This window comes from Streptomyces fulvoviolaceus, from assembly GCF_000718165.1.
Taxonomy (GTDB): Bacteria; Actinomycetota; Actinomycetes; order Streptomycetales; family Streptomycetaceae; genus Streptomyces; species Streptomyces fulvoviolaceus.
Window position 1 is genome coordinate 80,032 of sequence record NZ_JOEY01000003.1, and the last position, 26,294, is coordinate 106,325.

Annotated in this window: 31 protein-coding genes; 25 read left to right on the forward strand and 6 right to left on the reverse strand. The window is 71.4% G+C overall.

Annotated features, from left to right (window positions below):
- Positions 1-17: 17 nt before the first annotated feature.
- Positions 18-182: a hypothetical protein gene (locus IG08_RS60585; protein WP_199820804.1), complete on the reverse strand. Its 165-nt coding sequence runs from the start codon at positions 180-182 to the stop codon at positions 18-20.
- Between the two features lie 224 nt (positions 183-406).
- Here IG08_RS60585 and IG08_RS0104210 point away from each other — a divergent pair, with 224 nt between their 5' ends.
- From IG08_RS0104210 to IG08_RS0104225, 4 genes are all read left to right on the forward strand, one after another.
- Positions 407-1,627, forward strand: coding sequence for an NYN domain-containing protein (locus IG08_RS0104210; RefSeq protein ID WP_030596407.1), 1,221 nt, complete (start codon positions 407-409; stop codon positions 1,625-1,627).
- A gap of 106 nt (positions 1,628-1,733) precedes the next feature.
- The gene (locus IG08_RS0104215) at positions 1,734-2,708 is read left to right on the forward strand and encodes an ABC transporter ATP-binding protein (protein ID WP_030596409.1); all 975 of its coding nucleotides are present in this window, start codon (positions 1,734-1,736) and stop codon (positions 2,706-2,708) included.
- Positions 2,709-2,790: 82 nt separating this feature from the next.
- Positions 2,791-3,612 carry an ABC transporter permease gene (locus IG08_RS0104220; RefSeq protein ID WP_030596412.1) on the forward strand — a complete coding sequence of 274 codons (822 nt, stop codon included), beginning with the start codon at positions 2,791-2,793 and terminating at the stop codon, positions 3,610-3,612.
- Positions 3,613-3,646: 34 nt separating this feature from the next.
- Positions 3,647-4,351: an AAA family ATPase gene (locus IG08_RS0104225; RefSeq protein WP_078655440.1), complete on the forward strand. Its 705-nt coding sequence runs from the start codon at positions 3,647-3,649 to the stop codon at positions 4,349-4,351.
- A gap of 397 nt (positions 4,352-4,748) precedes the next feature.
- On the opposite strand, the gene ybaK is transcribed toward IG08_RS0104225, so the two are convergent.
- The 4 genes from ybaK to IG08_RS0104245 all read right to left on the reverse strand — a co-directional run bounded on the left by ybaK (position 4,749) and on the right by IG08_RS0104245 (position 8,754).
- A complete protein-coding gene (gene ybaK, locus IG08_RS0104230) occupies positions 4,749-5,252 on the reverse strand; it encodes a Cys-tRNA(Pro) deacylase (protein WP_030596416.1) in 504 nt (167 codons plus the stop codon).
- A gap of 8 nt (positions 5,253-5,260) precedes the next feature.
- Positions 5,261-6,001, reverse strand: a complete 741-nt coding sequence (locus IG08_RS0104235; protein WP_030596418.1) for an LON peptidase substrate-binding domain-containing protein — start codon at positions 5,999-6,001, stop codon at positions 5,261-5,263.
- An 11-nt stretch (positions 6,002-6,012) separates the two neighbouring features.
- The gene (locus tag IG08_RS0104240) at positions 6,013-7,050 is read right to left on the reverse strand and encodes a hypothetical protein (RefSeq protein WP_030596420.1); all 1,038 of its coding nucleotides are present in this window, start codon (positions 7,048-7,050) and stop codon (positions 6,013-6,015) included.
- Positions 7,051-7,176: 126 nt separating this feature from the next.
- Positions 7,177-8,754, reverse strand: coding sequence for a hypothetical protein (locus IG08_RS0104245; protein ID WP_030596422.1), 1,578 nt, complete (start codon positions 8,752-8,754; stop codon positions 7,177-7,179).
- Between the two features lie 173 nt (positions 8,755-8,927).
- Here IG08_RS0104245 and hisD point away from each other — a divergent pair, with 173 nt between their 5' ends.
- The 10 genes from hisD to IG08_RS0104295 all read left to right on the forward strand — a co-directional run bounded on the left by hisD (position 8,928) and on the right by IG08_RS0104295 (position 16,631).
- A complete protein-coding gene (gene hisD / locus IG08_RS0104250; protein ID WP_030596424.1) occupies positions 8,928-10,253 on the forward strand; it encodes a histidinol dehydrogenase in 1,326 nt (441 codons plus the stop codon).
- Positions 10,250-11,365, forward strand: a complete 1,116-nt coding sequence (locus tag IG08_RS0104255; protein WP_030596426.1) for a histidinol-phosphate transaminase — start codon at positions 10,250-10,252, stop codon at positions 11,363-11,365. The genes hisD and IG08_RS0104255 overlap by 4 nt, the downstream gene beginning before the upstream one ends.
- The gene (hisB, locus tag IG08_RS0104260) at positions 11,362-11,955 is read left to right on the forward strand and encodes an imidazoleglycerol-phosphate dehydratase HisB (protein ID WP_030596427.1); all 594 of its coding nucleotides are present in this window, start codon (positions 11,362-11,364) and stop codon (positions 11,953-11,955) included. Before IG08_RS0104255 ends, hisB begins: the two co-directional genes overlap by 4 nt.
- Positions 11,952-12,116, forward strand: coding sequence for a hypothetical protein (locus tag IG08_RS60590; RefSeq protein WP_030596429.1), 165 nt, complete (start codon positions 11,952-11,954; stop codon positions 12,114-12,116). The genes hisB and IG08_RS60590 overlap by 4 nt, the downstream gene beginning before the upstream one ends.
- The gene (gene hisH, locus IG08_RS0104270; RefSeq protein ID WP_030596431.1) at positions 12,107-12,757 is read left to right on the forward strand and encodes an imidazole glycerol phosphate synthase subunit HisH; all 651 of its coding nucleotides are present in this window, start codon (positions 12,107-12,109) and stop codon (positions 12,755-12,757) included. The genes IG08_RS60590 and hisH overlap by 10 nt, the downstream gene beginning before the upstream one ends.
- Positions 12,757-13,485, forward strand: coding sequence for a bifunctional 1-(5-phosphoribosyl)-5-((5-phosphoribosylamino)methylideneamino)imidazole-4-carboxamide isomerase/phosphoribosylanthranilate isomerase PriA (priA, locus tag IG08_RS0104275; protein ID WP_030596433.1), 729 nt, complete (start codon positions 12,757-12,759; stop codon positions 13,483-13,485). Before hisH ends, priA begins: the two co-directional genes overlap by 1 nt.
- Positions 13,482-13,880 (forward strand): RidA family protein, encoded by a 399-nt coding sequence (locus tag IG08_RS0104280; RefSeq protein WP_030596435.1) that lies wholly within the window; start codon positions 13,482-13,484, stop codon positions 13,878-13,880. The genes priA and IG08_RS0104280 overlap by 4 nt, the downstream gene beginning before the upstream one ends.
- Entirely contained in the window at positions 13,877-14,632 is a 756-nt protein-coding gene (gene hisF / locus IG08_RS0104285) for an imidazole glycerol phosphate synthase subunit HisF (protein WP_030596437.1), read from the forward strand. The genes IG08_RS0104280 and hisF overlap by 4 nt, the downstream gene beginning before the upstream one ends.
- Positions 14,633-14,757: 125 nt before the next feature.
- Positions 14,758-15,348: a winged helix-turn-helix domain-containing protein gene (locus IG08_RS0104290; RefSeq protein ID WP_030596439.1), complete on the forward strand. Its 591-nt coding sequence runs from the start codon at positions 14,758-14,760 to the stop codon at positions 15,346-15,348.
- Positions 15,349-15,380: 32 nt separating this feature from the next.
- A complete protein-coding gene (locus tag IG08_RS0104295; RefSeq protein ID WP_030596441.1) occupies positions 15,381-16,631 on the forward strand; it encodes an MFS transporter in 1,251 nt (416 codons plus the stop codon).
- A 4-nt stretch (positions 16,632-16,635) separates the two neighbouring features.
- Here IG08_RS0104295 and IG08_RS0104300 read toward each other — a convergent pair whose 3' ends face one another.
- Positions 16,636-17,271 (reverse strand): TIGR03085 family metal-binding protein, encoded by a 636-nt coding sequence (locus IG08_RS0104300; RefSeq protein ID WP_030596443.1) that lies wholly within the window; start codon positions 17,269-17,271, stop codon positions 16,636-16,638.
- Positions 17,272-17,410: 139 nt separating this feature from the next.
- On the opposite strand from IG08_RS0104300, the gene hisI reads away from it, so the two are divergent.
- The 11 genes from hisI (at position 17,411) to lgt (ending at position 26,282) form a co-directional block, all read left to right on the forward strand.
- Positions 17,411-17,803 carry a phosphoribosyl-AMP cyclohydrolase gene (gene hisI / locus IG08_RS0104305; RefSeq protein ID WP_030596445.1) on the forward strand — a complete coding sequence of 131 codons (393 nt, stop codon included), beginning with the start codon at positions 17,411-17,413 and terminating at the stop codon, positions 17,801-17,803.
- An 11-nt stretch (positions 17,804-17,814) separates the two neighbouring features.
- A complete protein-coding gene (locus IG08_RS0104310; protein ID WP_030596446.1) occupies positions 17,815-19,293 on the forward strand; it encodes an anthranilate synthase component I in 1,479 nt (492 codons plus the stop codon).
- 51 nt (positions 19,294-19,344) lie between these two features.
- On the forward strand, positions 19,345-19,986 hold the full coding sequence (locus IG08_RS0104315; protein WP_030596448.1) for a TIGR02234 family membrane protein: 642 nt from the start codon (positions 19,345-19,347) through the stop codon (positions 19,984-19,986).
- Positions 19,987-20,193: 207 nt separating this feature from the next.
- Positions 20,194-20,448 carry an HGxxPAAW family protein gene (locus tag IG08_RS0104320; protein ID WP_030596451.1) on the forward strand — a complete coding sequence of 85 codons (255 nt, stop codon included), beginning with the start codon at positions 20,194-20,196 and terminating at the stop codon, positions 20,446-20,448.
- Between the two features lie 93 nt (positions 20,449-20,541).
- Complete coding sequence (locus tag IG08_RS0104325) at positions 20,542-20,988, forward strand: DUF2752 domain-containing protein (RefSeq protein ID WP_030596453.1); 447 nt, start codon at positions 20,542-20,544, stop codon at positions 20,986-20,988.
- A gap of 119 nt (positions 20,989-21,107) precedes the next feature.
- Entirely contained in the window at positions 21,108-21,917 is an 810-nt protein-coding gene (trpC, locus tag IG08_RS0104330) for an indole-3-glycerol phosphate synthase TrpC (protein ID WP_030596455.1), read from the forward strand.
- A gap of 43 nt (positions 21,918-21,960) precedes the next feature.
- Positions 21,961-22,182, forward strand: a complete 222-nt coding sequence (gene trpM, locus IG08_RS62945; RefSeq protein WP_390898607.1) for a tryptophan biosynthesis modulator TrpM — start codon at positions 21,961-21,963, stop codon at positions 22,180-22,182.
- Between the two features lie 59 nt (positions 22,183-22,241).
- Positions 22,242-23,525, forward strand: a complete 1,284-nt coding sequence (gene trpB / locus IG08_RS0104335; protein ID WP_030596457.1) for a tryptophan synthase subunit beta — start codon at positions 22,242-22,244, stop codon at positions 23,523-23,525.
- Positions 23,526-23,539: 14 nt separating this feature from the next.
- Positions 23,540-24,358 carry a tryptophan synthase subunit alpha gene (trpA, locus tag IG08_RS0104340; RefSeq protein WP_030596466.1) on the forward strand — a complete coding sequence of 273 codons (819 nt, stop codon included), beginning with the start codon at positions 23,540-23,542 and terminating at the stop codon, positions 24,356-24,358.
- 78 nt (positions 24,359-24,436) lie between these two features.
- Positions 24,437-25,216, forward strand: coding sequence for a DsbA family protein (locus tag IG08_RS0104345; protein WP_030596469.1), 780 nt, complete (start codon positions 24,437-24,439; stop codon positions 25,214-25,216).
- A 94-nt stretch (positions 25,217-25,310) separates the two neighbouring features.
- Positions 25,311-26,282 (forward strand): prolipoprotein diacylglyceryl transferase, encoded by a 972-nt coding sequence (gene lgt, locus IG08_RS0104350; protein WP_030596471.1) that lies wholly within the window; start codon positions 25,311-25,313, stop codon positions 26,280-26,282.
- The last annotated feature ends 12 nt before the right edge of the window (positions 26,283-26,294 follow it).

Sequence of the window (26,294 nt, forward strand, 5' to 3'; positions counted from 1 at the left end):
AACCCGTTATGAAGATGTCAGTTGTGGCCGAAGCGCTTCTGCTTGCCCTTGCGGGCGATGTCGTTCGGCGTCACCTGCGTCATGCGCTGCTCGGCCTGCGCCTCCATCGAGGACTGCTGGGCCTGCTGCTCGCCGCGCTCCGACTGAGGCTGCTTACGGTCCTGCTTCTTGTGCTTGGCCATGGTGATCTGCCTCCTGTGGGGGATCTAGGGGCCAGGGCCGGGACCAGACTCACATAGGCTGACAAGGACCGCATTTCGGATAATTACCGTCTGTGACAGGGGTTGTCGGGGAGCGATACCCCGAAACGCCACGCCGAAGATCGAGTTCGGGCCGTTAACCCCCGCGCGGTCGGGCAGACTCGAAGCAAGCCCGAAGCAAACCTCCCGGAAAGAGGGTGGATCGCGTGGACCGCTGCATCGTCCTGGTGGACGCCGGGTATCTGCTGGGGGCCGCCGCCAGTCTCCTCGCCGGTGAACCCTCGCGCTCCCGCATCACGGTCGACCACACCGCCCTCGTCCAGGGCCTGCGGGAACGCGCCGAGTCCGACACGGAACGGCCGCTGCTGCGCATCTACTGGTTCGACGGCGCCCCCGACCGCGTCCCGCAGCCCGAGCACCGCAGGCTGCGCGTGATGCCCCGGGTCACCGTCCGGCTCGGCGCCCTGACCCGCAGCGACGGACGCTGGGCCCAGAAGGGCGTGGACGCCGCGATGCACGCCGAGCTGACCGAGCTGGCCCGCAACCGCGCCTGCTCCGACATCGTCCTGGTGACCGGCGACGGGGACCTGCTGCCGGGCATGATGGCCGCCAAGGAGCACGGCGTCGCCGTACACCTGTGGGCCGTACAGGCCGCGGACGGGGACTACAACCAGTCCGAGGACCTGGTCGCGGAGGCCGACGAGCGGCGTGTGCTCGACCGTACGTGGATCACCAAGGCCGTACGCGCCAAGGAGCTCGGCGGGATCTGCGCGCCGCCGCCCGTGCCCCGGCCCGAGATCGCCGCGATCCTCTCGGCGCCGCTGCCCGAGTCCGCCCTCTCCCAGCAGCCCGAGCGGGCCGCCGAGGACGGCGAGCACGCCTCGGCCGGCGCCGGCTCGGAGAACGGCACGCAGGAGCGCGTGCCCACGCCCAAGGGCGTGCCCACCCCCAAGGACCTCGCCGCGCTGCGCGGCCCCGGCGCACAGCCCGCTGCGCACCCCGCGAGCGCGACCCTGCGCTGGTCCTCCGACAAGGGGTGGGTCGACCGCCCCGGCGGCGCCGCCGAACCGCCCGAGGTCGCCTCGATGCCGACGCTCGCCCAGCTCACCACGGCCGAGCAGCGCTGGGCCGACCGCGAGGAGGACATCACCACGGTCGGCGGCGACCCGTTCGAGGTGGGGCAGGTCTTCGCACGCCGCTGGATGGAGCGGCTCGGCGACCAGAGCCATCTGCAGAAGCTGTCCGGCATGTACCCGCGCGTCCCGCACCGCATCGACGGCGAGCTGCTGCGGTACGCCGCCCGCTTCGGGCTGCTCGCCCACAAGGACGACCAGATCGACGAGCACGACCGGTACGCCATCCGGGCCGGGTTCTGGCGGGAGATCGACGTACGCACGGCGGCGGAACACGCTCCGGCGGGGGAGTGAAACGGCACATACCCCGCCCCAGGGGCGAGCGGAGGTTCCCGACCCCGTACTCTCGTCCCTTGTGAGTACGCGCGCGGCACAGGCCCTTCGGCACAGTGGCGATGTCGTGTGTGCAGTGCGCGGTCTGACCAAGACCTATCCGGCGGTACGAGGCCGGCGTGGCGTTCCCGCGACGCCCGCGGTGACGGCCACCGACGAGGTACGGCTGGACATCCGGCGCGGTGAGATCTTCGGGCTCCTCGGGCCGAACGGCGCCGGGAAGACCACCCTCGTCAGACAGCTCACCGGACTGATGCGGCCCGACCGAGGCAGCGTCGAGATCCTCGGGCACGACATCGTGCGCCACCCGGAGCGGGCCGCGCGGATCCTCGCCTACCTCGGACAGGAGTCCAGCGCGCTCGACGAGTTGACGGTGTCGCTCGCCGCCGAGACGACCGGACGGCTGCGCGGACTCGAGGCCCGGCAGGCGCGGGACGAGCGGGATGCCGTACTCGACGAACTGGGGCTCACGCCGATCGCCGGGCGGCCCATCAAGAAGCTGTCCGGCGGCCAGCGACGGCTGGCCTGCTTCGCCTCCGCGCTGGTCGGGGAGCGGCCGCTGCTGGTGCTCGACGAGCCGACCACCGCGATGGACCCCGTGGCGCGGCGCGCCGTGTGGGGCGCCGTGGACCGGCGGCGGGCCGAGCGCGGCACGACCGTCCTGCTCGTCACCCACAACGTCATCGAGGCCGAGACGGTCCTCGACCGGGTCGCCGTCCTCGACCAGGGACGGGTCATCGCCTGCGACACCCCCACCGGGCTCAAGGAGCAGGTCGCCGGGGACGTCCGGGTCGACCTGGTGTGGCGCGAGGCGGCCCCGCTGCACGTCCCGGAGGTCGCCGCGCTGCGCGACCGGGTCGTGGAGTCCGGGCGCCGCTGGACGCTGCGGCTCGCCCCGGACGAGGCCCGCGCGGTCGTCGCCACGGTCACCGGCGGAGCCGCCTTCGCCGCCCTGGACGACTTCACGCTCACGACGCCGAGCCTGGAGGACGTCTACCTGGCGCTGGGCGGCGCCGCGCAGCAGGGACTGGTGAAGGCTTGAGCACCTTGAGTACAGGGACCGCCGTTTCCGTACCGGACTGGACGACTGCCGCAGTGAAACCGAGAGAGGGGAGCCGCACGAGGTGAGTGTCGTACCCGCCGAGGTTCTGCCGGGCAGTGCCCTGGCCGTCGAGGAGACGGTCCGGGGCGAGGCCGAGCTCGGGCCGCGTGCGCGGCTGTGGCCGTCGCTCGTGGCCGTGTACCGGGCACAGCTGTCCCGTGCGCGGGTCGCGCGCATCCCGCTGCTGTTCGTGGCGACCTTCCAGTCGGTCGGGATCATGATCCTGATGCGCGGGGTCGTGGACGGAGGTGGCGAGGCCCAGTCGGTGGTGGCCGGGTCCTCGGTGCTCGTCGTGGCCTTCGTCGCGCTGAACCTGCTCGCGCAGTACTTCGGGCAGCTGCGGGCGAGTGGCGGGCTCGATCATTACGCGACGCTGCCTGTGCCGCCGGCCGCGGTGGTGCTGGGGGCGGCGGGAGCGTACGCCTCCTTCACCGTGCCGGGGACCGTGGTGACCGCTGTCTTCGGGTGCGTGCTGTTCGGGCTCCCGCTCGCGCACCTGTGGGTGCTCATCGCGGTGATCCCGCTGGCGGGGGCCGCTCTCGCCGGGCTGGGAGCCGCGTTCGGGCTGCTCGCGCCGCGTCCCGAACTGGCCACCGTGCTCGGGCAGCTGGGCATGTCCGCGGCGCTGCTGCTGGGGGTGCTGCCGGCCGACCGGATGCCGGAGCCGGTGCGGTTCCTGCGGGATCTGCTGCCGTCGACCTACGGCGTCGAGGCCTTCGCGCGGACCTTCGAGCCGCATCCCGACTGGGCGTTCGTGCTGGGTGACCTGGCCGTGTGCGCGGGCGTCGGCGTGGTCTCGCTGGCCGTCGCCACCTGGGCCTACCGCCGGGCGGCCGTCCGGTGACGCGCCGCACAGGCGGGCCTGGCACGATGTCAGGGTGACCGCACCGTTGACTCCGCCTCAGCCGCCGCACGAACCCTCCCCGCATGACTCGCATGATGCGTGGCAGCCTCCGGCTGCCGTCGGCCCTGGGTATGCGGCTCCGGCGTCCTTCTCGTCCGAGTACGGACAGGACGGGCCCGGGATGAAGACCGAGCTGCGGGAGGCCGCGGTGATCACTGTGGCGGTGGCTCTCGGTGGGGTGCTGCTCGGGTTGCTGTGGTGGTGGCTGGCTCCGCATGTGCCGCTGGTCGGTGGCCTGGACGAGCAGGGCAGCTGGGCCGTCTACCTCAAGGACTCCGAGGGGGAGCAGGCGGCCGGTGTCGACGGAACGTTTACTCTGCTCGCGTTGGCCTTCGGGGCTGTGACTGCGTTCGTGGTGTTTCTGTGGCGGCGGCGGGGTGGGGTGCCGTTGGTGGTGGCGCTGGCCGTCGGCGGGCTGCTCGGGTCGTTGCTGGCGTGGAGGCTCGGGGTGTGGCTGGGGCCCACGTCGGATGTCATCGCGCATGCCAAGGACGCGGGCAAGGGGGTTACGTTTTCCGCGCCGCTGAAGTTGGGGGCGAAGGGGGCGTTGCTGGCCTGGTCGGTGGCCGCGTTGGTGGTTCACCTGGGGCTGACCGCGCTGTTCGGGCCGCGGGATCCTGATCCGTATCAGCAGCAGGGGGCCGTGCCGAAGGATCCGTACGGGGCGCCGCCGGCGTAGGGGCGGTGCGTTGTGGTTGCGGCGGGGCGCCCGCGGCGGAGCCGCTGATGGATGCGGTCGCCCCTGCCGCCCCTACCCGTCCCATCCTGGGGGCTGCGCCCCCAGACCCCCGCGGTCGGCCCTGAACGGGCCTCGTCCTCAAACGCCGGACGGGCCGGGAGTGCCTGGACCGGCGTTGCAAGGCTGAGCCCTCCGCGGGTGGGTGGGGGATCGGGGTGGCAGTACTCGTCCTCAAACGCCGGACGGGCTGAAATGCACCCGCCGGCGCCGAGCCGTGCTCCTTACGCCGGTCGCCTGCCGTGGTTCGAGCGGCCCTTCTTGATGCGCCACTTGCGTTTCCGCGTTTTCTTCGACATGTCCCTTGTACTTAACCGAGGAAGGGGGCCTCGTCGAGGGGTTACGCGCGCCCGATGGGGGCGAGGACGGCTTGTGTGAGGGTGGTGAGGTCCGTGGGGGAGAGCTCTACCTCCAGGCCTCTGCGGCCTGCCGAGATGCAGATCGTCGCGTGGGCGGAGGCCGAGGCGTCCAGGACCGTGGGGAGCTTCTTGCGCTGGCCCAGCGGGGAGATGCCGCCGCGGACGTAGCCCGTGGTGCGTTCGGCCAGGGTCGGGTCGGCCATGGCGGCGCGTTTGCCGTTCACCGCCGTCGCCAGGGCCTTCAGGTCCAGCTGGCCCGCCACCGGGACCACCGCCACCGTCAGGGTGCCGTCCACGTCCGCGACCAGGGTCTTGAAGACGCGGTCCGGGGAGACGCCCATCGCCTCGGCCGCCTCCTCGCCGTAGGAGGGGTGGGAGGGGTCGTGGTCGTAGGCGTGGACCGTGTACGACACCCCGGCCGCCGTCAGCGCCACCGTTGCCGGGGTGCCGCCCGACTGCTGCTGCTTCTTCGACTTCTTCGCCATCCCGGCCTTCAGTTCAGACTCGTCGGGCCGCGCGTCAGCTCCGATGCCGGCAGAGACGGCAGGGTACGGATGATCGACGTCTCCGAGCGAAGGAGTTTCAGCTCGTCGCGCAGCCGGGACGCGGTGTCCGGGGCCTGGAGCAGACGCTGTTTGGTCGGGGTGTCGAGCATCATCGCGGCGGCCACCAGGTAGGAGACCACGGACGGTTCGTCCGGGAGGTCCGCGCCTGTCGAGAGGGAGCGTTCACGGGCGCCCGCCAGGCGTTTCTGGTACTGGCGGAAGGCCCGCAGCACCCCCTCCGCCAGGGCGCCCGCCTCGTCGCCCGGATCTTCCGGCAATTCCTCCAGCTCGGCCGTCAGGTACGGGCCCGACGCGTCGACGGACAGGAGGCGTGCTCGGGTCGTGCCCGTCGCCAGGACCTCGAAGGTGCCGTCCGCCCGCTCCCGGATCGTCGCCGCGTCCGCGATGCAGCCGATGCCCTGGAACGCCTTGAGCGGGTCCTCGCCGAAGCCCGCCGCGGGTCCGCGCTGGGGGACGGCCGTCTGGTCCGGCATGCCGGGTGCGGTCGTCGCCACCTCGTGGCCGTCGCGGATCGCCACGACGGCGAAACGGCGCGGATCCTCCTCGGGGGTCTTCAACAGCTCGCGCATCATGGCGCGATAGCGCTCCTCGAAGATGTTCAGAGGAAGCACCAGCCCCGGGAACAGTACCGAGTTCAGGGGAAAGAGCGGGAGCTGCACGGTGGTCACGCCGCAAGAGCCTAATGGTCGCCGGAGTGCGCACGTCCCGCGTGCCCACTCCGTGGATGGCCTGGGGCGGTCCGGCGGCGGATCTCGTCGAGGATCTCGTCGCGGATCTCCAGGAACCGGCCGAGTGGGTCGTCCGAGTCCCGGCTCCAGGGGAAGGAGGTCGCGTACGGGCCGATCAGGCGCACCTGTTCCAGGGCGTCCTCCCAGCGGTCGAGGCGTACGAGGACGTACACCAGCTTGTTCCGGATCTCGGCCGGCCAGGGGTCGGCCGCCGGGAAGCCGGCGGAGAGCGTGATCGCGCGGTCGGCCGCCGCGTCCAGGCGCTCGCGCGGGATCTCGACTCCGCATCCGTCGATCAGATAGCCGAGGGCCGCCCGCGCGGGCAGCGCCTGCACGAGGGAGCCGGCCGGGGCGTCGTGCGCGGCCAGGTCGGCGAAGTCGAAGCACTCGCGGTGGGAGCCGTGCCAGGAGACCGCAAGGTAGCGCAGGGCCGCGACATGGCAGCCGTAGTGGTGCGGGGCGCGGCGGACCGCCGCCTCCCACAGCTCCCCGAAGTACGTGTGCCCGGCGCCCGTGCCGCGCGCGTGGTCCAGCGCGAGACGCCACGGCACCGGGTCGCGGTCGTCGCCGCGCGCGGCGGCCGTGATCAGGGGGCTCACGTCGCGCAGCAGCTCCGCGCGGGCCGGCGAGCGCCAGGCGTGGTCCACCGCGAGCTGGGCGCCGACCAGGAGCGCGTCCGGGTCGCGCGGGGCGGCGGCGCGCCAGGCCTCGAACCACTCGGGGCGCGAGCGGGCGAAGGAAGCCAGGCGTCGTACGTACCGCTCGCGCATCTGCCATTCGCAGCCCGCGCGGGTCGCGGCGAGCAGTTCGGCCGCGGGCTCGTACGCGCCCTGCCCGGCCGCGACGAGGGCGGGGCCGAGGCGGTCGTCGGGCGCGTCGAGGAGCACTTCGTCGTCGGCCGGCAGTCCGGTCGTGAGAAGCGGTGGGGCGGTCCTGGTCGGCCGGGACGCGCGGCTGAAGGGCGGCAGCAGAGCCATGGTGTCGACCATTGAAAAGCCGCAGGTCGGCGATGCGCCAGAGGTTCCGGGCAAACCATGGAAAGTTGTACGTCGCAAAGTCAAGAGAGAGTAAAAAGGTTACTGTTCAACAACTGTTCGATCTCTGTGCACAGGGGCCTAGTTCCGTCGCAACAGCCTCGTGGCTCCCGCCGCCACCGTCGTCGCCAGGATCCAGCCCAGCAGGATCATCGCCGCGGCCAGCCACTGCCAGCCGCCGTGCAGCCGCCAGGAGCCGACCTGACCCAGGTCGATGACCGGCAGGAGCAGGTCGAGGGCGAACAGGGCCGGGTTCCACGGCGGATGCTCGCCGCTCTTCATCGGCGGATGGCTCGCGTGCGCGAAGGCCACCGAGCTCGCCGCCCACAGCACCGCCATCCATACGGCGGCCCGGCCCGGCCGGTATCCGTAGGCGACCGTCCAGTCCTGTACGTACCCCCACAGCTTGGCGGCGATCGGCAGGCTCTCGCGCCGCCGGCGCTGCTTGGCGAGCAGCACCTCGCGCGCGTCCTCGTCCTCGCCGCCCGCCCGCAGCACGGTGGCGAGCCGCTCGTACGGCTCCGGGTTGTACTCGGCGCTCGCCGCGGCCACCCACTCCAGCCGCTCGGTCAGCGGGAACGGGCCCTGCGGCACGAGGTTCTCGTAGGCGAAGCCGCCCATGTGCAGATTGCCCGGGCCCGGCCACGCGCCCGCCCGGTCGACGAGGTTGACGATCCGCGCCCCCGACAGCACGACCTTGCCGCGCTGCGGCCGCTCCCCGAGGAAGCGCAGCTCCGGCGTCTGGACGCGGCGCAGCGACAGCTCCTGCTCGTCGGTGAAGGTGAACCGGGCCCGCTCCAGGTCGACGGAGTCCCCGAACCGCCCGTCGTCCAGCCGCACCCCGCCCTGGCACTCGAACCGCTGGATCCGCGTCCCGCGCGCGGGCGTGGCACCGCTCAGCAGGGGGCTGCCGACGCCCGCCGGCGTCAGGTAGAGCGTGCGCTCGACGGTCAGCTGGGGCGCGTTCAGGGCGAGTCGCGAGTACGGGTTGGCCAGCCGGGCGCCGCGCAGGCTCAGCGAGACGCCGATCTTGGCGCTGCGCAGGCTCAGCTCGCCGTGCGACTCCAGCATCTCGGCCTGCAGGTCCTGGCCGATGGTCATGCCGTCCCCGGCGATCGAACGGCCGCTGCGGTCGCGGTACACGATCGCCTGGTTCATCAGCAGATCCGTGCCGATCTGCGCGTCGGTCAGCCGTACGCCGTTGTGGAAGCGGCAGCGCGGCAGGTGCAGATCGCCCTCCGTGTGGACCCGGGCGGCCTCCAGGCGCGGCACCGAGCAGTCCACCAGCCGTACGGTCGTGAAGTGGGCCTCCGGCAGCAGGACCTCCCGCTCGAAACGGCAGCCCCGCAGTTCGACGTACGGCGTGACCGTGCCGCCCGCGAGGTCCAGGGTGCCGCTGATCTGCACGCCGGTGAGTTTCAGGGATGCCACCCGGCCCGCGAGCGCAGGGGGCCCGTCCAGGAGGAGCCAGCACACGATGCGTGCCCGTACGGTCCGCTCGGGGCCCCACGGGTGCCCGCCGTGCGGATCGTCGGCGAGTGTGTCGCCGCTGCTCAGGTCGTACACGCTGCCGTTGCGGAAGGCCTGCCACATGCCGGCCTCGGCGGCGGTGAGATCGTCCGGCAGGTCTCCGGTGCGGATGCCGGCCCCCTCGGTCACCAGTCTTCCTTCCTGCCCAGTAGCTCTTCGTGGTTTCGTACAACTGTTCATGCCCGGTGGGTGACGTCCCGAACGCTAGACGTGAAGGCGATCTTCCGGGTTGCGCCTGCGATTCGTATCAGCCACTGGAATGCCTGAACGACGGCCGATGAGCGTCTGAGAGAATTGACCCCGTGATCTCCCGAATCGACCTGCGCGGCGACGCCCTTCCCGAGGGCCCCGCCCTGCGCGACCTGCTGCCCCGAGCCGACTTCGACGTTCAGGCCGCCCTGGAGAAGGTGCGTCCGATCTGCGAGGCCGTGCATCATCGGGGCGACGCGGCGCTGATCGACTTCGCCGAGAAGTTCGACGGGGTGAAGCTGGACCAGGTGCGGGTGCCCGCGGAGGCCCTCACTCGCGCGTTGACGGAACTCGACCCCGCCGTGCGCGCCGCCCTGGAGGAGTCCATCCGGCGCGCCCGTCTCGTCCACCGCGAGCAGCGCCGTACGACGCACACCACCCAGGTCGTGCCCGGCGGTTCGGTCACCGAGAAGTGGGTGCCGGTCGACCGGGTCGGGCTGTACGCGCCCGGCGGGCGGTCCGTCTACCCGTCCTCCGTGATCATGAACGTCGTGCCCGCGCAGGAGGCCGGCGTCGAGTCGATCGCCCTCGCCTCCCCGGCGCAGGCCGAGTTCGACGGCCTCCCGCACCCGACGATCCTCGCCGCGTGCGCGCTGCTCGGTGTCGACGAGGTGTACGCCGCCGGTGGCGCGACCGCCGTCGCGATGTTCGCCTACGGCACGGAGTCCTGCCCGCCGGCCAACATGGTCACCGGCCCCGGCAACATCTGGGTCGCCGCCGCCAAGCGCTACTTCACCGGCAAGATCGGCATCGACGCCGAGGCCGGCCCGACCGAGATCGCGGTCCTGGCGGACGACACCGCCGACCCGGTGCACGTCGCCTCCGACCTGATCAGCCAGGCCGAGCACGACCCGCTGGCGGCCGCCGTCCTCGTCACGGACTCCGTGGCGCTCGCGGACGCGGTCGAGAAGGAGCTGGAGCCGCAGGTCGCGGCCACCAAGCACATCGAGGACCGGATCCGCCCGGCCCTCGCAGGCCGGCAGTCCGCCATCGTGCTGGTCGACGGCATCGACGAGGGCCTCAGGGTCGTCGACGCGTACGGCGCGGAGCACCTGGAGATCCAGACGGCCGACGCGGCCGCGGTGGCCGACCGGGTCCGCAACGCGGGCGCGATCTTCATCGGCCCCTGGGCGCCGGTCTCGCTGGGCGACTACGCGGCCGGCTCCAACCACGTCCTGCCAACCGGCGGCTGCGCCTGCCACTCCTCGGGTCTGTCCGTCCAGTCCTTCCTGCGGGGCATCCACATCGTCGACTACACGGAGGACGCGCTGGCGGACGTGGCGCATCACGTGGTGACGCTGGCGGAGGCGGAAGACCTGCCGGCCCACGGGGCGGCGATCAAGGCTCGGTTCGGGTGGAAGGTTCCTGAAGGCAAGTGACTGGCATCGACGATCTCCCCGTACGGGACGAGCTGCGCGGCAAGTCCCCCTATGGCGCGCCCCAGTTGGACGTCCCCGTACGGCTGAACACCAACGAGAACCCCTACCCGCTGCCCGAGCCGCTGGTCGAGCGCATCGCCGAGAGGGTGCGCGAGGCGGCCCGGAACCTCAACCGCTACCCCGACCGGGACGCCGTAGAACTGCGCACCCAGCTGGCCAAGTACCTGACGGACACGTCCGGTCACGAGGTCGGCCTGGCCAACGTCTGGGCTGCCAACGGCTCCAACGAGGTCATCCAGCAGCTGCTGCAGACCTTCGGCGGACCGGGCCGTACGGCGATCGGCTTCGAGCCGTCGTACTCGATGCACGCGCTCATCTCGCGCGGCACGGGCACCGGCTGGATCTCCGGTCCCCGCAACGAGGACTTCACGATCGACGTCGAGGCCGCCACGCAGGCCGTCGCCGAGAACCGGCCGGACGTCGTCTTCATCACGACCCCCAACAACCCCACGGGCAACGCCGTCCCGCGCGAGACGGTCCTCGCGCTGTACGAGGCCGCGCAGGCGGCGAAGCCCTCGATGGTCGTGGTCGACGAGGCCTACATCGAGTTCAGCCACGGCGAGTCGCTGCTGCCGCTGCTCGAAGGTCGGCCGAATCTCGTCGTCTCGCGGACCATGTCGAAGGCCTTCGGCGCGGCGGGTCTGCGCCTCGGCTACCTCGCCGCGCACCCGGCCGTCGTCGACGCCGTCCAGCTCGTACGGCTGCCGTACCACCTGTCGGCGATCACCCAGGCGACCGCGCTGGCCGCCCTGGAGCACACCGACACGCTGCTGAAGTACGTCGAGCAGCTGAAGTCGGAGCGGGACCGGCTGGTCGGCGAGCTGCGGGCGATCGGCTACGAGGTCGTGGAGTCCGACGCGAACTTCGTGCAGTTCGGGCGGTTCGACGACGAGGGCGGCTCGCACGCCGCGTGGCAGAAGATCCTCGACCGGGGTGTCCTGGTCAGGGACAACGGGATTCCGGGGTGGCTGCGGGTGTCCGCCGGAACTCCCGCCGAAAACGACGCGTTCCTCGACGCGGTACGTGAACTGAAGAAGGAGCAGAGCGCATGAGCCGCGTTGGACGCGTGGAACGGGTGACCAAGGAGACCTCGGTCCTCGTCGAGATCGATCTCGACGGCACCGGGAAGACGGACATCTCCACCGGGGTCGGCTTCTACGACCACATGCTCGACCAGCTCGGCCGCCACGGCCTCTTCGACCTCACCGTCAAGACCGAGGGCGACCTGCACATCGACTCCCACCACACCATCGAGGACTCCGCCCTCGCGCTCGGCGCCGCCTTCAAGCAGGCGCTCGGCGACAAGGTGGGGATCTACCGCTTCGGCAACTGCACGGTCCCGCTGGACGAGTCCCTCGCCCAGGTCACCGTCGACCTCTCCGGCCGCCCGTACCTCGTGCACACCGAGCCCGAGAAGATGGCGCCGATGATCGGCGAGTACGACACGACGATGACCCGGCACATCCTGGAGTCCTTCGTCGCCCAGGCCCAGATCGCGCTGCACGTGCACGTGCCCTACGGCCGCAACGCGCACCACATCGTGGAGTGCCAGTTCAAGGCGCTGGCGCGAGCCCTGCGCTACGCCTCCGAGCGCGACCCGCGCGCGGCCGGCATCCTCCCCTCCACGAAGGGCGCGCTGTGACCGGCCTCTCCACCCTGCTGATCTTCGTCGGTCTCTTCCTGGTCGGCGGCATCATCTCGTTCGCCAAGAACCAGATGCCGAAGAGCCTCATCGTGCTGCTCTCGTTCGGCGCCGCGATGTGTCTCGTCGCGGGCGTCATGAGGCTGGAGGTGTGGAGTTGAGCGCTGCTGCGAAGAAGGTGGTCGTCTTCGACTACGGCTTCGGCAACGTCCGATCCGCCGAGCGCGCCCTCGCGCGCACGGGAGCCGACGTCGAGATAACACGTGACTACGACAAGGCCATGAACGCGGACGGCCTGCTGGTGCCGGGCGTCGGCGCCTTCGCCGCCTGCATGAAGGGCCTGCACGAGGCCCGCGGCGACTGGATCATCGACCGCAGGCTGTCCGGCGGCCGCCCGGTGATGGGTATCTGCGTCGGCATGCAGATCCTCTTCGCCCGCGGCATCGAGCACGGCGTGGAGACCGAGGGCCTCGACGAGTGGCCCGGCTCGGTCGAGCCGCTCCAGGCCGAGATCGTGCCCCACATGGGCTGGAACACCGTGGACGTGCCGGCCGGCTCCCAGCTGTTCGCCGGCCTGGACGCGGACGCGCGCTTCTACTTCGTGCACTCCTATGCCGTCCACGACTGGACTCTGGAGACCGCGAACCCGGCGATGACCCCGCCGCTGGTCACCTGGTCGACGCACGGCAAGCCCTTCGTGGCCGCCGTCGAGAACGGCGCCCTGTGGGCCACGCAGTTCCACCCCGAGAAGTCCGGCGACGCCGGAGCGCAGCTGCTGAACAACTGGATCGGAACCCTCTGATGGCTTCGAAGCTCGAACTCCTGCCCGCAGTGGACGTCCGCGACGGCCAGGCGGTCCGCCTCGTGCACGGCGAGTCCGGCACGGAGACCTCGTACGGCTCCCCGCTGGAGGCCGCTCTCGCCTGGCAGCGGGCGGGCGCCGAGTGGCTGCACCTGGTCGACCTGGACGCCGCGTTCGGCACCGGCGACAACCGGGCCCTGGTCCGCGAGGTCACCGAGGCGATGGACATCAAGGTGGAGCTCTCCGGCGGCATCCGGGACGACGCTTCTCTGGCGGCGGCCCTCGCCACCGGCTGCACCCGGGTGAATCTCGGCACCGCCGCCCTGGAGACCCCCGAGTGGGTCGCCAAGGTCATCGCCGAGCACGGCGACAAGATCGCGGTGGGTCTGGACGTGCGCGGTACGACCCTGAAGGGCCGCGGCTGGACCCGCGACGGCGGTGACCTCTACGAGACGCTGGAGCGCCTCAACTCCGAGGGCTGCGCGCGGTATGTCGTCACCGACATCGCCAAGGACGGCACGCTGCAGGGCCCGAACCTGGAGCTTCTGAAGAACGTCTGCGCGGCGACCGACCGCCCGGTCGTGGCCTCCGGTGGCGTGTCCTCCCTCGACGACCTGCGGGCCATCGCCGAACTGGTACCCCTCGGTGTCGAGGGCTCCATCGTCGGGAAGGCCCTGTACGCGAAGGCGTTCACCCTCGAAGAGGCCTTGGAGGCGGTAGCCAAGTGAGCGATCTGCGACGCGTCTCGACCGGCGCGCCCTGGGAGGAGACCTTCGGGTACTCCCGTGCGGTGGAACTGCCCAACGGCCTGGTGCTGGTCTCCGGCTGCACGTCGATAGTGGACGGCGAGATCGCCGGAGGCGGCCCGTACGAGCAGACGATCAACTCCTTCAACGTCGCGTTCGCGGCGCTGGAGCAGCTGGGGCTCGGGCGGGACGACGTCGTGCGGACGCGCATGTACATCACCCACGCCCGGGACGTGGACGACGTCGGACGCGCTCACAAGGAGCTGTTCGACGCCGTCCGGCCCGCCGCATCCATGATCATCGTCTCCGGCCTCGTGGACCCCAGCCTGGTCGTCGAGGTCGAGGTGGAGGCGTTCCGAGGAGACAGCGCAGCATGACCCTTGCCGTACGAGTCATCCCCTGCCTGGACGTGGACAACGGCCGGGTCGTCAAGGGCGTCAACTTCCAGAACCTGCGCGACGCGGGCGACCCCGTCGAGATGGCCAAGGTGTACGACGCCGAGGGCGCCGACGAGTTGACGTTCCTGGACATCACCGCGTCGTCCGGCAACCGTGAGACGACGTACGACGTGGTGCGCCGCACCGCCGAGCAGGTGTTCATCCCGCTCACCGTCGGCGGCGGCGTCCGTACGGCCGAGGACGTGGACAAGCTGCTGCGGGCGGGTGCGGACAAGGTCGGTGTGAACACCGCCGCGATCGCCCGTCCGGACCTGATCCGCGAGATCGCCGAGCGGTTCGGGCGGCAGGTGCTCGTCCTGTCCGTGGACGCGCGCCGCACCGAGTCGGGCTCCTTCGAGGTGACGACGCACGGCGGCCGCAAGGGCACCGGCATCGACGCCGTCGAGTGGGCGCACCGGGCCGCCGAGCTGGGCGCGGGCGAGATCCTGCTCAACTCGATGGACGCGGACGGCACGAAGGACGGCTACGACCTGGAGATGATCGAGGCGGTCCGCAAGCACGTCACCGTGCCGCTGATCGCCTCCGGCGGCGCGGGCAAGCTGGCCGACTTCCCGCCGGCGGTCGGGGCGGGGGCGGATGCGGTGCTGGCGGCTTCCGTCTTCCACTTCGGTGACCTGCGGATCGGTGAGGTCAAGGACGCGTTGCGGGAGGCGGGGCATCCCGTCAGGTGACGCTCTGGAGCGTTGAGGTAAGCCCCGGCCACCAGGGTGGTCGGGGCTTACCTGTGGGCAGACGCGAAATGGAAGTTGCGCAAAATCTATTGCGCAACTTTTCTTTCGTATCTAGGGTTGGGGGCATGGCAAGCAAGGAGAGGGACCGCCGGATCACGGACGTGGGCACGCTGAAGGCGCTTGCGCATCCGCTGCGGATGAGGCTCTGCCGGAATCTGACGCTGATGCAGGTCGCCACCGCCTCACAGTTGGCCGAACAGGTCGACGAGGCCGTCTCGCTGGTCAGTTACCACCTGCGCAAACTCGCCGAGCACGGGCTCATCGAGGAGGCCGAGCCGCAGAGCGCGGACGGCCGGGAGCGGTGGTGGCAGCCCGCCTCGGACGGGGTCAGCATCCACCAGGAGGACTTCCGCGACGCCCCCGAGAAGGCGGCGGCGCACACCGCCGCCAGCAGGCTCTTCGCCGAGCAGCGCATGGACATGTACCGGCGCTGGCTCGACGAGCGCGCCCACTGGAGCCCCGAGTGGAACCGGACGGCCGAGTCCACCGAGTCCGCGCTGCGCCTCACGGCGGACGAGCTGGCCGAGCTGAACAAGGACATGCTCGCGCTCCTGCACAGGTACGACGAGCAAGGCCGGGCCGCCGATGCCGCGGGCGACACCGAGGGCCGCGAGAACGTCGCGGTGCACACGTACGCCTTCCCGTTCCGCGTCTGAGACGTCTGAGACGTCTGAGAGGACACCTTTCAGTGACCACCACGCTCATAGCCCCGGCCGAAGTCGTCGACAGACCCGCCCACCGCGACGGCAACGTCCTGCGCTGGCTCGCCGCCTACACCTCCTCGATGATCGGCGACAGCGTCTACTACATCGCCCTGTCCTGGGCGGCCGTACAGGCAGGTTCGCCCTCGCAGGCCGGTGTGGTCATGGCGGTGAGCGCCCTGCCGCGGGCGCTGCTGATGCTGGGCGGGGGAGTGATCGCCGACCGGCTCGGGCCGCGCAGGGTGGTCATCGGCAGTGACGCGGTCCGCTGCGCGGCCGTGCTGGCGGTGGCGGGTCTGCTGTTCTTCACCAGCCCGGGCCTGTGGCCCCTGGCCGCGCTCGCCCTCGTCTTCGGCACCGTCGACGCGGTGTTCATGCCGGCCGTGGGCGCCCTCCCCGCGCGCATGACGAGTCGCGGGCAGCTCGCGCGCGTGCAGGGCATGCGGGGTCTCGGGATCCGCTTCGCGAGCGTCGTGGGCGGGCCGCTGGGCGGGCTCGCGGTGGCGGTCGGCGGTGCGGCGGCCGCGTTCGGGCTCGCCGGGCTGCTGATCGCCGTGTCCGTGCCGCTGCTGGTCTCCGTACGGATGCGGGAGCTGCCCGCCGACGACAAGGCGGCCTCCGGTGGCAGCACCGCCTGGCGCGACCTGGTGGGTGGCCTGCGCTACATCCGCCGCCACCGCGTGCTCGCCCCACTGATGGTGGCCATCGCGCTCGGCGACCTCGGCTTCGTCGGCCCGCTCAACGTCGGCCTCACCCTGCTCGCCGACGAGCGCGGCTGGGGCGCCTCCGGGATGGGCTGGGTGCTCTCCGGGTTCGGGGTCGGCGCCGGTGCCGCCGCCCTGCTGCTGACCGTGCGCGGGCGTCTGCCGCACGCCGGGCAGGTGGCGGCGTACGCCATCCTCGCCGGGTCGGTCGCGATCGGCTCCCTCGCCTACGCCCCCGGCGTCGTCGCGGCCGTCGGGATCGCCTTGCTGATCGGGCTGCTCGCCGGGCTCAGCGGAGCCATGTGCGGGGCCCTGCTGCAGACCCAGGCAGATCCCGCCTGCCTGGGCCGCGTGACCGCCGTGTCCGGCCTGGTCAGCCTGGGGTTCGCCCCGCTGAGCATGCCGCTGTCGGCCGCCGCCATCGGGGTGTGGGGCACCGGCCCGGTCTTCGTCGGCAGTGCGGTGGTCTGCGGGCTCGGCGGGGTCGTCGCCCTGTGTGTGAAGGACCTGCGCCGCGCCGAGCTCCCCAAGTGACCTCTCAGATGCCCAGCTCCTTCGCCTCGTGCAGCTTGGCGATCGTGTCCTTGTCGCCGTCCAGCTCGACCTCGGCCGCGTTCTGGCGGCCGTACAAGAAGAGCAGCAGCTCCGAGGGCTCGCCGGTCGCCGTCACGACCGGTGCGCCGCGGTGGGCGACCGCCGTCTGGCCGTCCGGGCGGCGCAGCACCAGGCCCGTGGGGACGCCCCGGCCCATCAGGCGCGCGGTGCGCTCCAGACGGGACCAGAGGGCGTCCTGGAACACCGGGTCGAGCTCGCGGGGCGTCCAGTCTGGGCGGGCCCGGCGGACGTCCTCCGTGTGGACGTAGAACTCGATGGTGTTCGACATCTCGTCGACCTGCTTGAGCTGGAACGGTGAGAAGCGCGGCGGGCCGGTACGGATCAGCTGGATCAGCTCCTCGTACGGCTTCGCGGCGAACTCGGCCATCACCCGTTCCAGCCGGGGTGCGAGCTGCTTGATCAGCAGGCCACCGGCGGCGTCGGGGCGGCGCTCGCGCACCACCACGTGCGCGGCGAGGTCGCGGGTGAGCCAGCCCTCGCAGAGGGTGGGGGCCTCCGGGCCCTCGGCCTCCAACAGGTCGGCGAGCAGAAGTCGTTCACGCTTGGCGAAAGTCGACATGCAGTCAGCCTACGTCTGCCCGAAGGGTCCGCCCACCCGTCGCCCGACCACCACCCCTCACCGAGGCGCTTCGCGCCGCCCTTTTCCAATCAGTGGACACCACGCCGGGCTTGTCAGTGGCGCGCGGCACAATGGCCACATGACCAGCACGCCCCCGCCCAGCAGCCTCGACCCGGAGATCGCCGCGCGCCTCAAGCGCAGCGCAGACGGGCTCGTCCCCGCGATCGCCCAGCAGTACGACACCGGTGAGGTGCTCATGCTCGGCTGGATGGACGACGAGGCGCTGCACCGCACGCTGACGACCGGCCGCTGCACCTACTGGTCGCGCAGCCGCGGGGAGTACTGGGTCAAGGGCGACACCTCCGGCCACTTCCAGTGGGTCAAGTCGGTCGCGCTCGACTGCGACGCCGACACCGTGCTCGTCAAGGTCGACCAGGTCGGCGCCGCCTGCCACACCGGCGCGCGCACCTGTTTCGACGAGGACGTGCTGCTCAAGGACGCCGATTCCGGCGTACCCGGCTCGGATCAGTAAGGTCAGCCGCCATGGACCTCGAGACGTTCCGCAAGCTGGCCACCGACCGCCGTGTCGTCCCGGTCACCCGCAAGCTCCTCGCCGACGGCGACACCCCGGTCGCGCTCTACCGCAAGCTCGCCGCCGAGCGCCCCGGCACGTTCCTGCTGGAGTCCGCGGAGAACGGCCGCTCCTGGTCCCGGTACTCGTTCGTGGGCGTGCGCTCGGCCGCGACCTTGACGGCCCGCGACGGCCAGGCCCACTGGCTCGGCAGCCCGCCCGTCGGCGTCCCGGTCGACGGCGACCCCCTCGCCGCCCTGCGCGCCACCATCGAGACCTTGCACACCCCGCACCAGGAGGGCCTGCCGCCCTTCACCGGCGGCATGGTCGGATACCTCGGCTACGACATCGTGCGCCGCCTGGAGAAGATCGGCCCCGGCGAGCGCGACGACCTGAAGCTCCCCGAGCTGACCATGCTCCTCACCAGCGACCTCGCCGTCATGGACCACTGGGAGGGCTCGGTCCTGCTGATCGCCAACGCGATCAACCACAACGACCTCGACACGGGCGTCGACGAGGCCTACGCGGACGCGGTGGCCCGCCTGGACGCCATGGAGGCGGACCTCTCGCGCGCGGTGGCCCAGCCGCCCGCCGTCCTCCCGCCCTCCGAACTCCCCGAGTACACCGCGCTCTGGGGCGGCCCCGACTTCCAGGAGGCCGTCGAGGACATCAAGGAGCGCATCCGGGCGGGCGAGGCCTTCCAGGTCGTGCCGTCGCAGCGCTTCGAGACGCCGTGCACGGCAAGCGCGCTGGACGTCTACCGGGTCCTCAGGGCGACCAACCCCTCCCCGTACATGTACCTCTTCCGCTTCGACGGCTTCGACGTCGTGGGCTCCTCCCCGGAGGCCCTGGTCAAGGTCGAGGACGGGCGGGCGATGGTCCACCCCATCGCCGGCACGCGGTGGCGCGGGGCGACCCCGCAGGAGGACCAGGCCCTCGCCGACGAGCTCCTCGCCGACCCGAAGGAGCGCGCCGAGCACCTCATGCTCGTCGACCTCGGGCGCAACGACCTCGGACGGGTCTGCGAGCCGGGTTCGGTCGAGGTCGTCGACTTCATGTCCGTCGAGCGGTACTCCCACGTCATGCACATCGTGTCGACGGTGACCGGCAAGGTCGCCGAGGGCCGCACCGCCTTCGACGTCCTCACGGCCTGCTTCCCGGCCGGCACGCTCTCCGGCGCGCCCAAGCCCCGCGCGATGCAGATCATCGACGAACTCGAGCCGTCCCGGCGGGGTTTGTACGGCGGCTGCGTCGGCTACCTCGACTTCGCCGGCGACTCCGACACCGCCATCGCCATCCGCACGGCCCTGCTCCGGGACGGCACGGCCTACGTCCAGGCGGGCGCCGGCATCGTCGCCGACTCCGACCCGCTCGCCGAGGACCAGGAGTGCCGCAACAAGGCGGCGGCGGTGCTTCGGGCGGTGCACACAGCGAACCGGCTGAGCAAATAGGGCGCTTCTCACGGAACCCCGGGTGACGGTTCGCCCGGGGTTCGGGCGATAGTGGGGTACGTGACTGCCGTACCTCACCCCCGTTCCGAAGCCGCCGGGCCCGCCCGGGCCGGCCGCCTCAGCCTCGCCGTGGCCCTCATTTCGGGTGCGCTCGGCGCGACCGTGGCGCTGCTCGCGACCCGTCAGCAGTGGTCGGAGGGCACCGCGACGGTGGCCGGCGGCACCTTCCCCCTGACCGCCAAGGGCAGTGACGTCACGGGCGTTCCCGCGGCGCTCGCCATAGTGGGCCTCGCCGCGCTCGTCGCCGTCTTTGCCGTCCGCAAGGCAGGCCGCTTCGCGGTCTCCGCCCTGCTCGCGCTCTCCGGCGCCGGCACGGTCGCCGCGGCGCTGCTCGGTGCGGGTGACTCGTCCGCGCTCGACGAGCAGGCGGCGCGGGCGTCCGGCGACACGTCGGCCACGGTTGCCTCTCTGAGCCACACCGCCTGGCCGTACGTCGCGGCCGTCGGCGGGGCGCTGATTCTGCTCGCGGGTCTGCTCGCGCTGCGCTATGGGCGGCTGTGGCCTGCGATGTCCAGCCGGTACGAGCGGAACGGGGCGCCTCGGGTGCGTCGTAAGGCGCCCGTCGTCGATCTGGACCGGCCTGAGGACGTCTGGAAGGCGCTCGATCGGGGCGAAGACCCCACGGGGGCGTAACGCTCCGCTGGGAGGCCCGTTGTGAGCCTGCGGGCCGGTGGGGGCTGGTCGCGCCCACGCGGCGGAGCCGCATATCGATACAGCCCCGCGCCCCTCGGGCGGGCCAGGGTGACCCCCGGATAGACCGCACCCGCGCGTGCGGGACAATGGACCTTGAGCGTCCGGCTCAGACACGTACGAGACGTACACAGCAACGAGGAGCAAGTCATGGCGGGCAGCAGCCACGGTCACACCCCGGCCGCCTGGACCGGTGTCACAATTTCGTTCATCGGGTTCTGCGTCGCGGGCGCCTTCATGGTGATGGCTCAGCCGGTGGGCTTCTGGGCCGGCGTGGCGGTCGTGTTCCTCGGCGGCGTGGTCGGCTGGGTCATGAGCGCGATGGGCCTGGGCCAGCCGAAGGACGCGCACGAGGTCTTCCAGGCCAAGGTGGCGAAGATCGAGTCGGCCGGCGCCAAGAGCTGAACGTCGTACGGCTCGTTCGCGTACGACTTCTCCGAGGGGCGATCCGGTGCCGGATCGCCCCTTACGCGTGCGTGGCGGCCGTATGGGGGCAGAATGCGAGACGTGAACGCCGACAGCCAGAGGGTGACGCCGTCCGCCGCCGGGTCCGTGGCAGCGCGGCTCGCCGTCCCCGCCGGGGTGCTCGCGGCCGTCGCCGGAGCCTTCGCCTACGTGGGGACCGTGGACCCCAACCAGCCCGGCCACTACCCCGTCTGCCCCCTCCTGCGCATCACCGGCATGTACTGCCCCGGCTGCGGCGGCCTGCGCAGCGCGCACGCGTTCATCCACGGGGACTTCCTGGCCGCGCTCCAGGACAACGCGGCGGCCGTTGTGGGCTATCTGGGCTTCGCCGTGCTGTGGACCGTCTGGGTGGTCCGTGCGGCGCGCGGCCGGCCGCTGCGGCTCGACCTCGGGCCGGTGCACCTGTGGACCGTGGGCGCGTTGCTGCTGGTCTTCACGGTTGTCCGGAACCTGCCGTTCGGTGGCTGGCTACACCCTTGATCAACTGGCGAATGTCCAGGTAGTGGGACCGGCGTCAACCGGATGTGAGGCCTACGCCCTCCTCCGGATACCATCGATGTGACCATGGGTTTTCAACCGTCCGGAAGGGGGCCGCTCGCGTGAGTGTGCTCGACGAGATCATCGACGGCGTCCGTGCCGACCTCGCGGAACGGCAGGCGCGCGTCAGCCTCGACGAGCTCAAGGAGCGCGCGGCCAAGGCTCCCGCCGCCAAGGACGGCGTCGCCGCCCTGCGCGGCGACGGCGTCAAGGTCATCTGCGAGGTCAAGCGCTCCAGCCCGTCCAAGGGCGCGCTGGCCGCGATCGCCGACCCGGCCGCCCTCGCCGCGGACTACGAGGCGGGCGGCGCGGCCGTCATCTCCGTCCTCACCGAGGAGCGCCGCTTCGGCGGCTCGCTGGCCGACCTGGAGGCCGTCCGCGCGCGCGTGGACATCCCGGTCCTGCGCAAGGACTTCATCGTCACGTCGTACCAGCTCTGGGAGGCCCGGGCCTACGGCGCCGACCTCGCGCTGCTCATCGTCGCGGCCCTGGACCAGCCCGCCCTGGAGTCCCTGATCGAGCGCGCCGAGTCCATCGGGCTCACCCCGCTCGTCGAGGTCCACGACGAGGACGAGGTCGAGCGCGCGGTGGATGCCGGCGCGAAGATCATCGGCGTCAACGCGCGTAACCTCAAGACCCTCGAGGTCGACCGCGGGGTGTTCGAGCGGGTCGCCCCCGAGATCCCCGCCCACCTCGTCAAGGTCGCCGAGTCCGGCGTCCGCGGCCCGCACGACCTCATCGCGTACGCCAACGCCGGCGCCGACGCGGTCCTGGTCGGCGAGTCCCTGGTCACCGGCAAGGACCCGAAGTCGGCGGTCTCCGACCTGGTCGCGGCGGGCGAACACCCCGCACTGCGACACGGCCGGGGATGATCTCCCGGTAGGATCGGCCCCGATGACGCTCACGACGACAACCATGGACAGGTACGCCCGCCTCGCGCGCGGCTGCCGCCCCCGTGGCTGCCGCGCGCCCGCACGCAGGGTGCACGGACGACGTGTGCGATACGTCATCGGAGACGAACCTGGCCAGGTGAACGGCATGCGATGGCAGCGCCCCTTCAGGGGCGCGGGGCTCTGTTTGATTTGCGGCTACCGCCGCGCGGGCGCGACCAGCCACAGCGGTCCCGCAGCCAACTGAGAATCCCTGCCCCCACGGCGATCAGTGATCCCAACACACACTCATCGTGAGGTTTCCGCATGCCCAGCGAGTTCTTCATTCCCGACCCCGAGGGTCAAGTACCCAGCACCGAAGGCTACTTCGGCGCGTTCGGCGGCAAGTTCATCCCGGAGGCCCTCGTCGCCGCCGTGGACGAGGTCGCCGTCGAGTACGACAAGGCCAAGCACGACCCGGAGTTCGCCCGAGAACTGGACGACCTCCTCGTCAACTACACCGGCAGGCCAAGCGCGTTCACCGAGGTCCCCCGCTTCGCCGAACACGCCGGAGGCTCCCGCGTGTTCCTCAAGCGCGAGGACCTCAACCACACCGGCTCGCACAAGATCAACAACGTGCTCGGCCAGGCCCTGCTCACCAAGCGCATGGGCAAGACCCGCGTCATCGCCGAGACCGGCGCCGGTCAGCACGGCGTCGCGACGGCGACGGCCTGCGCGCTGTTCGGCCTCGAGTGCACCATCTACATGGGCGAGATCGACACCCAGCGCCAGGCGCTGAACGTGGCCCGGATGCGCATGCTCGGCGCCGAGGTCATCGCCGTGAAGTCCGGCAGCCGCACGCTGAAGGACGCGATCAACGAGGCGTTCCGCGACTGGGTCGCCAACGTCGACCACACGCACTACCTCTTCGGCACCGTCGCCGGTCCGCACCCCTTCCCGGCGATGGTCCGCGACTTCCACCGCGTCATCGGCGTCGAGGCCCGCCGCCAGATCCTGGAGCGCGCGGGCCGCCTCCCCGACGCGGCCATCGCCTGCGTCGGCGGCGGCTCCAACGCCATCGGCCTCTTCCACGCCTTCATCCCGGACGCGGACGTACGCCTCATCGGCTGCGAACCGGCCGGACACGGCGTCGAGACCGGCGAGCACGCGGCCACCCTGACCGCGGGCGAGCCCGGCATCCTGCACGGCTCCCGCTCCTACGTCCTCCAGGACGAGGAGGGCCAGATCACCGAGCCGTACTCCATCTCGGCCGGTCTGGACTATCCGGGCATCGGCCCCGAGCACTCCTACCTCAAGGACAGTGGCCGTGCCGAGTACCGCGCGGTCACCGACGACGCGGCCATGCAGGCCCTGCGCCTGCTGTCGCGGACCGAGGGCATCATCCCGGCCATCGAGAGCGCCCACGCGCTGGCCGGTGCCCTGGAGGTCGGCAAGGAGCTGGGCAAGGACGGGCTGATCGTGATCAACCTGTCCGGCCGCGGTGACAAGGACATGGACACGGCCGCGCGGTACTTCGGCCTGTACGACACCGACGCCGAGGTCGCGGCCAACGCCGCCGACATCGCCGAGATCGAGGGGGACGCCAAGTGAGCGGGGCTGAATTCATCGGCGGACAGCGGCAGCTGCTGTCGGACACCCTCGCCGCCGCCAAGGCCGAGGGCCGCTCCGCCCTCATCGCCTACCTCCCGGCCGGGTTCCCGACCGTGGACGGCGGCATCGAGGCGATCAAGGCCGTCTTCGACGGCGGCGCGGACATCGTCGAGGTGGGTCTGCCGCACAGCGACCCCGTCCTCGACGGGCCCGTCATCCAGACCGCCGACGACATCGCCCTGCGCGGCGGCCTCAAGATCGCGGACGTCATGCGGACGGTCAAGGAGGCCTACGCGGCCACCGGGAAGCCGGTGCTCGTGATGACGTACTGGAACCCGATCGACCGCTACGGCGTCGAGCGCTTCACCACCGAGCTGGCCGAGGTGGGCGGGGCGGGCTGCATCCTGCCCGACCTGCCCGTGCAGGAGTCGGCGCTGTGGAGGGAGCACGCCGAGAAGCACGGGCTCGCCACGGCCTTCGTGGTCGCGCCCAGCAGCAAGGACGCGCGACTCGCCGAGATCACCGCGGCGGGCAGCGGCTTCGTCTACGCCGCCTCGCTGATGGGCGTCACGGGTACTCGTGCGTCCGTGGGCGCGCAGGCGCAGGACCTGGTCGAGCGCACCCGGGCCACCGGCACCGACCTGCCCGTCTGCGTCGGCCTCGGCGTCTCCAACGCCGAGCAGGCCGCCGAGGTGGCCGGCTTCGCCGACGGCGTGATCGTCGGCTCGGCCTTCGTGAAGCGGATGCTGGACGCGCCGGACGACAAGGCCGGCATCGAGGCCGTCCGTGCGCTCGCGGGCGACCTCGCGAAGGGCGTGCGCGGACAGGCGTAACAGCAGAATCGGTCCCTCGTACGGGTGGACCTGGGACCGGGGAGGCGCGGTGCGCCTCCCCGGTTCGTTCTGCGGGGTGTGAGCGAGAAGAACCGTGAGGGAAAGCGCACCGCCCGGGAGCGGCTGGCGGAAGAGCGCGAGAAGCAGAAGTCCGCGGAGAAGCGGCGCCGATTGCTGATCGTGGGCGCGAGCGTCGTCTGCGTCCTGGGTCTCGCGGCGGTGATCGGCGTCGTCGCGGCGAACTCCGGCAAGGACGACGACAGCAGCGACTCCGCGGGCCCGGTCGTGGCGCCCTCGGGGGCCAACGGCGAGGACAGCCTCGCCATCCCGGTCGGCAAGGAGAGCGCCAAGTCGACGCTCACCGTCTGGGAGGACTTCCGCTGCCCCGCCTGCAAGGCCTTCGAGACGGCGTACCGCCCGACGATCCACGAGCTGACCGAGTCCGGCGAGCTCAAGGTGGAGTACCACCTGGCGACGATCATCGACGGCAACATGGGCGGCACCGGCTCCCGCAACGCGGCCAACGCCGCGGCCTGCGCCCAGGACGCCGGGAAGTTCACCGCGTACCACGACGTGCTCTTCGAGAACCAGCCGACCGAGACCGACGACGCCTACGCCAAGAACAGCAAGCTCCTCGAACTGGCGGCCAAGGTCGACGGGCTCGACACGTCCACGTTCCGGACGTGTGTCGAGAAGGGCACCCACAACAGCTGGGTCCAGAAGTCCGCGGCGGCCTTCCGCAACGGCGGTTTCTCCGGCACGCCGACCGTCCTGTTCAACGGCACGAACATCTACGCGGACCAGACGATGACCCCGGCGAAGCTGAAGCAGCAGGTGCAGGAGGCGGCCAAGGGGTAAGAGTTTCCGGCCGGGATTCTGGCCTGCCCGTTATGCAGCCGTAGCCGGGCCGCTTGCCGTGGGCCCCGTCCGGCACGGTAGCGTCGACCCTGCCATGGAACTTGCCTACATTCCCAGCCCGTCGCGCGGGGTGATCCACCTCGGCCCCATCCCGCTGCGCGGCTACGCGTTCTGCATCATCATCGGCGTCTTCGTAGCCGTCTGGCTCGGAAACAAGCGCTGGATCGCCCGGGGCGGGCGGGTCGGCACGGTCGCGGACATCGCGGTCTGGGCCGTGCCGTTCGGCCTCGTCGGCGGCCGGCTCTACCACGTGATCACGGACTACGAGCTGTACTTCAGCGAGGGCCGTGACTGGGTGGACGCCTTCAAGGTCTGGGAGGGCGGTCTCGGCATCTGGGGCGCGATCGCGCTCGGTGCGGTGGGCGCCTGGATCGGCTGCCGCAGCCGGGGCATCCCGCTGCCTGCCTGGGCCGACGCCCTCGCGCCCGGCATCGCCCTCGCGCAGGCGATCGGCCGCTGGGGCAACTGGTTCAACCAGGAGCTGTACGGGCGGGAGACCGATCTTCCCTGGGCCCTGCACATCACCTCGTCGACCGACGGCCGGGTGCCGGGGTACTACCACCCGACCTTCCTGTACGAGTCGCTGTGGTGCATCGGCGTCGCGCTCCTGGTGATCTGGGCGGACCGCCGCTTCAAGCTCGGGCACGGGCGGGCGTTCGCGCTGTACGTCGCCTCGTACTGCGTGGGCCGCTTCTGGATCGAGTACCTGCGCGTCGACGACGCCCACCACATCCTGGGCATGCGGCTCAACAACTGGACGGCGATCGTCGTCTTCCTGCTCGCGGTGCTGTACTTCGTGGTGTCGGCGAAGAAGCGGCCGGGCCGGGAAGAGGTCGTGGAGCCCGGTGCGGAGACCGACGGTCCCGAGGCCGACGGCGACAAGGCCGAGTCGGAGACCGAGGCGGACAGCTCGGACGAGAAGGACGAGGCCAAGGCCGATTCCGAGGGCGATTCCGAGGCCGAGGCCGAGGTCAAGGACGACGCGGAGTCCGCGAAGAAGACCTGACGGTCGGTTGTA

Bases quoted from the DNA above. Each gene is read 5' to 3' on its own strand.
- IG08_RS60585 (WP_199820804.1), bottom strand. From the start codon at position 182: ATGGCCAAGCACAAGAAGCAGGACCGTAAGCAGCCTCAGTCGGAGCGC.
- ybaK (WP_030596416.1), bottom strand. From the start codon at position 5,252: ATGGCGAAGAAGTCGAAGAAGCAGCAGCAGTCGGGCGGCACCCCGGCA.
- IG08_RS0104240 (WP_030596420.1), bottom strand. From the start codon at position 7,050: ATGGTCGACACCATGGCTCTGCTGCCGCCCTTCAGCCGCGCGTCCCGG.
- hisB (WP_030596427.1), top strand. From the start codon at position 11,362: ATGAGCCGCGTTGGACGCGTGGAACGGGTGACCAAGGAGACCTCGGTC.
- priA (WP_030596433.1), top strand. From the start codon at position 12,757: ATGGCTTCGAAGCTCGAACTCCTGCCCGCAGTGGACGTCCGCGACGGC.
- hisF (WP_030596437.1), top strand. From the start codon at position 13,877: ATGACCCTTGCCGTACGAGTCATCCCCTGCCTGGACGTGGACAACGGC.
- IG08_RS0104290 (WP_030596439.1), top strand. From the start codon at position 14,758: ATGGCAAGCAAGGAGAGGGACCGCCGGATCACGGACGTGGGCACGCTG.
- IG08_RS0104300 (WP_030596443.1), bottom strand. From the start codon at position 17,271: ATGTCGACTTTCGCCAAGCGTGAACGACTTCTGCTCGCCGACCTGTTG.
- hisI (WP_030596445.1), top strand. From the start codon at position 17,411: ATGACCAGCACGCCCCCGCCCAGCAGCCTCGACCCGGAGATCGCCGCG.
- IG08_RS0104310 (WP_030596446.1), top strand. From the start codon at position 17,815: ATGGACCTCGAGACGTTCCGCAAGCTGGCCACCGACCGCCGTGTCGTC.
- IG08_RS0104320 (WP_030596451.1), top strand. From the start codon at position 20,194: ATGGCGGGCAGCAGCCACGGTCACACCCCGGCCGCCTGGACCGGTGTC.
- IG08_RS0104325 (WP_030596453.1), top strand. From the start codon at position 20,542: ATGCGAGACGTGAACGCCGACAGCCAGAGGGTGACGCCGTCCGCCGCC.
- trpM (WP_390898607.1), top strand. From the start codon at position 21,961: ATGGACAGGTACGCCCGCCTCGCGCGCGGCTGCCGCCCCCGTGGCTGC.
- trpB (WP_030596457.1), top strand. From the start codon at position 22,242: ATGCCCAGCGAGTTCTTCATTCCCGACCCCGAGGGTCAAGTACCCAGC.
- lgt (WP_030596471.1), top strand. From the start codon at position 25,311: ATGGAACTTGCCTACATTCCCAGCCCGTCGCGCGGGGTGATCCACCTC.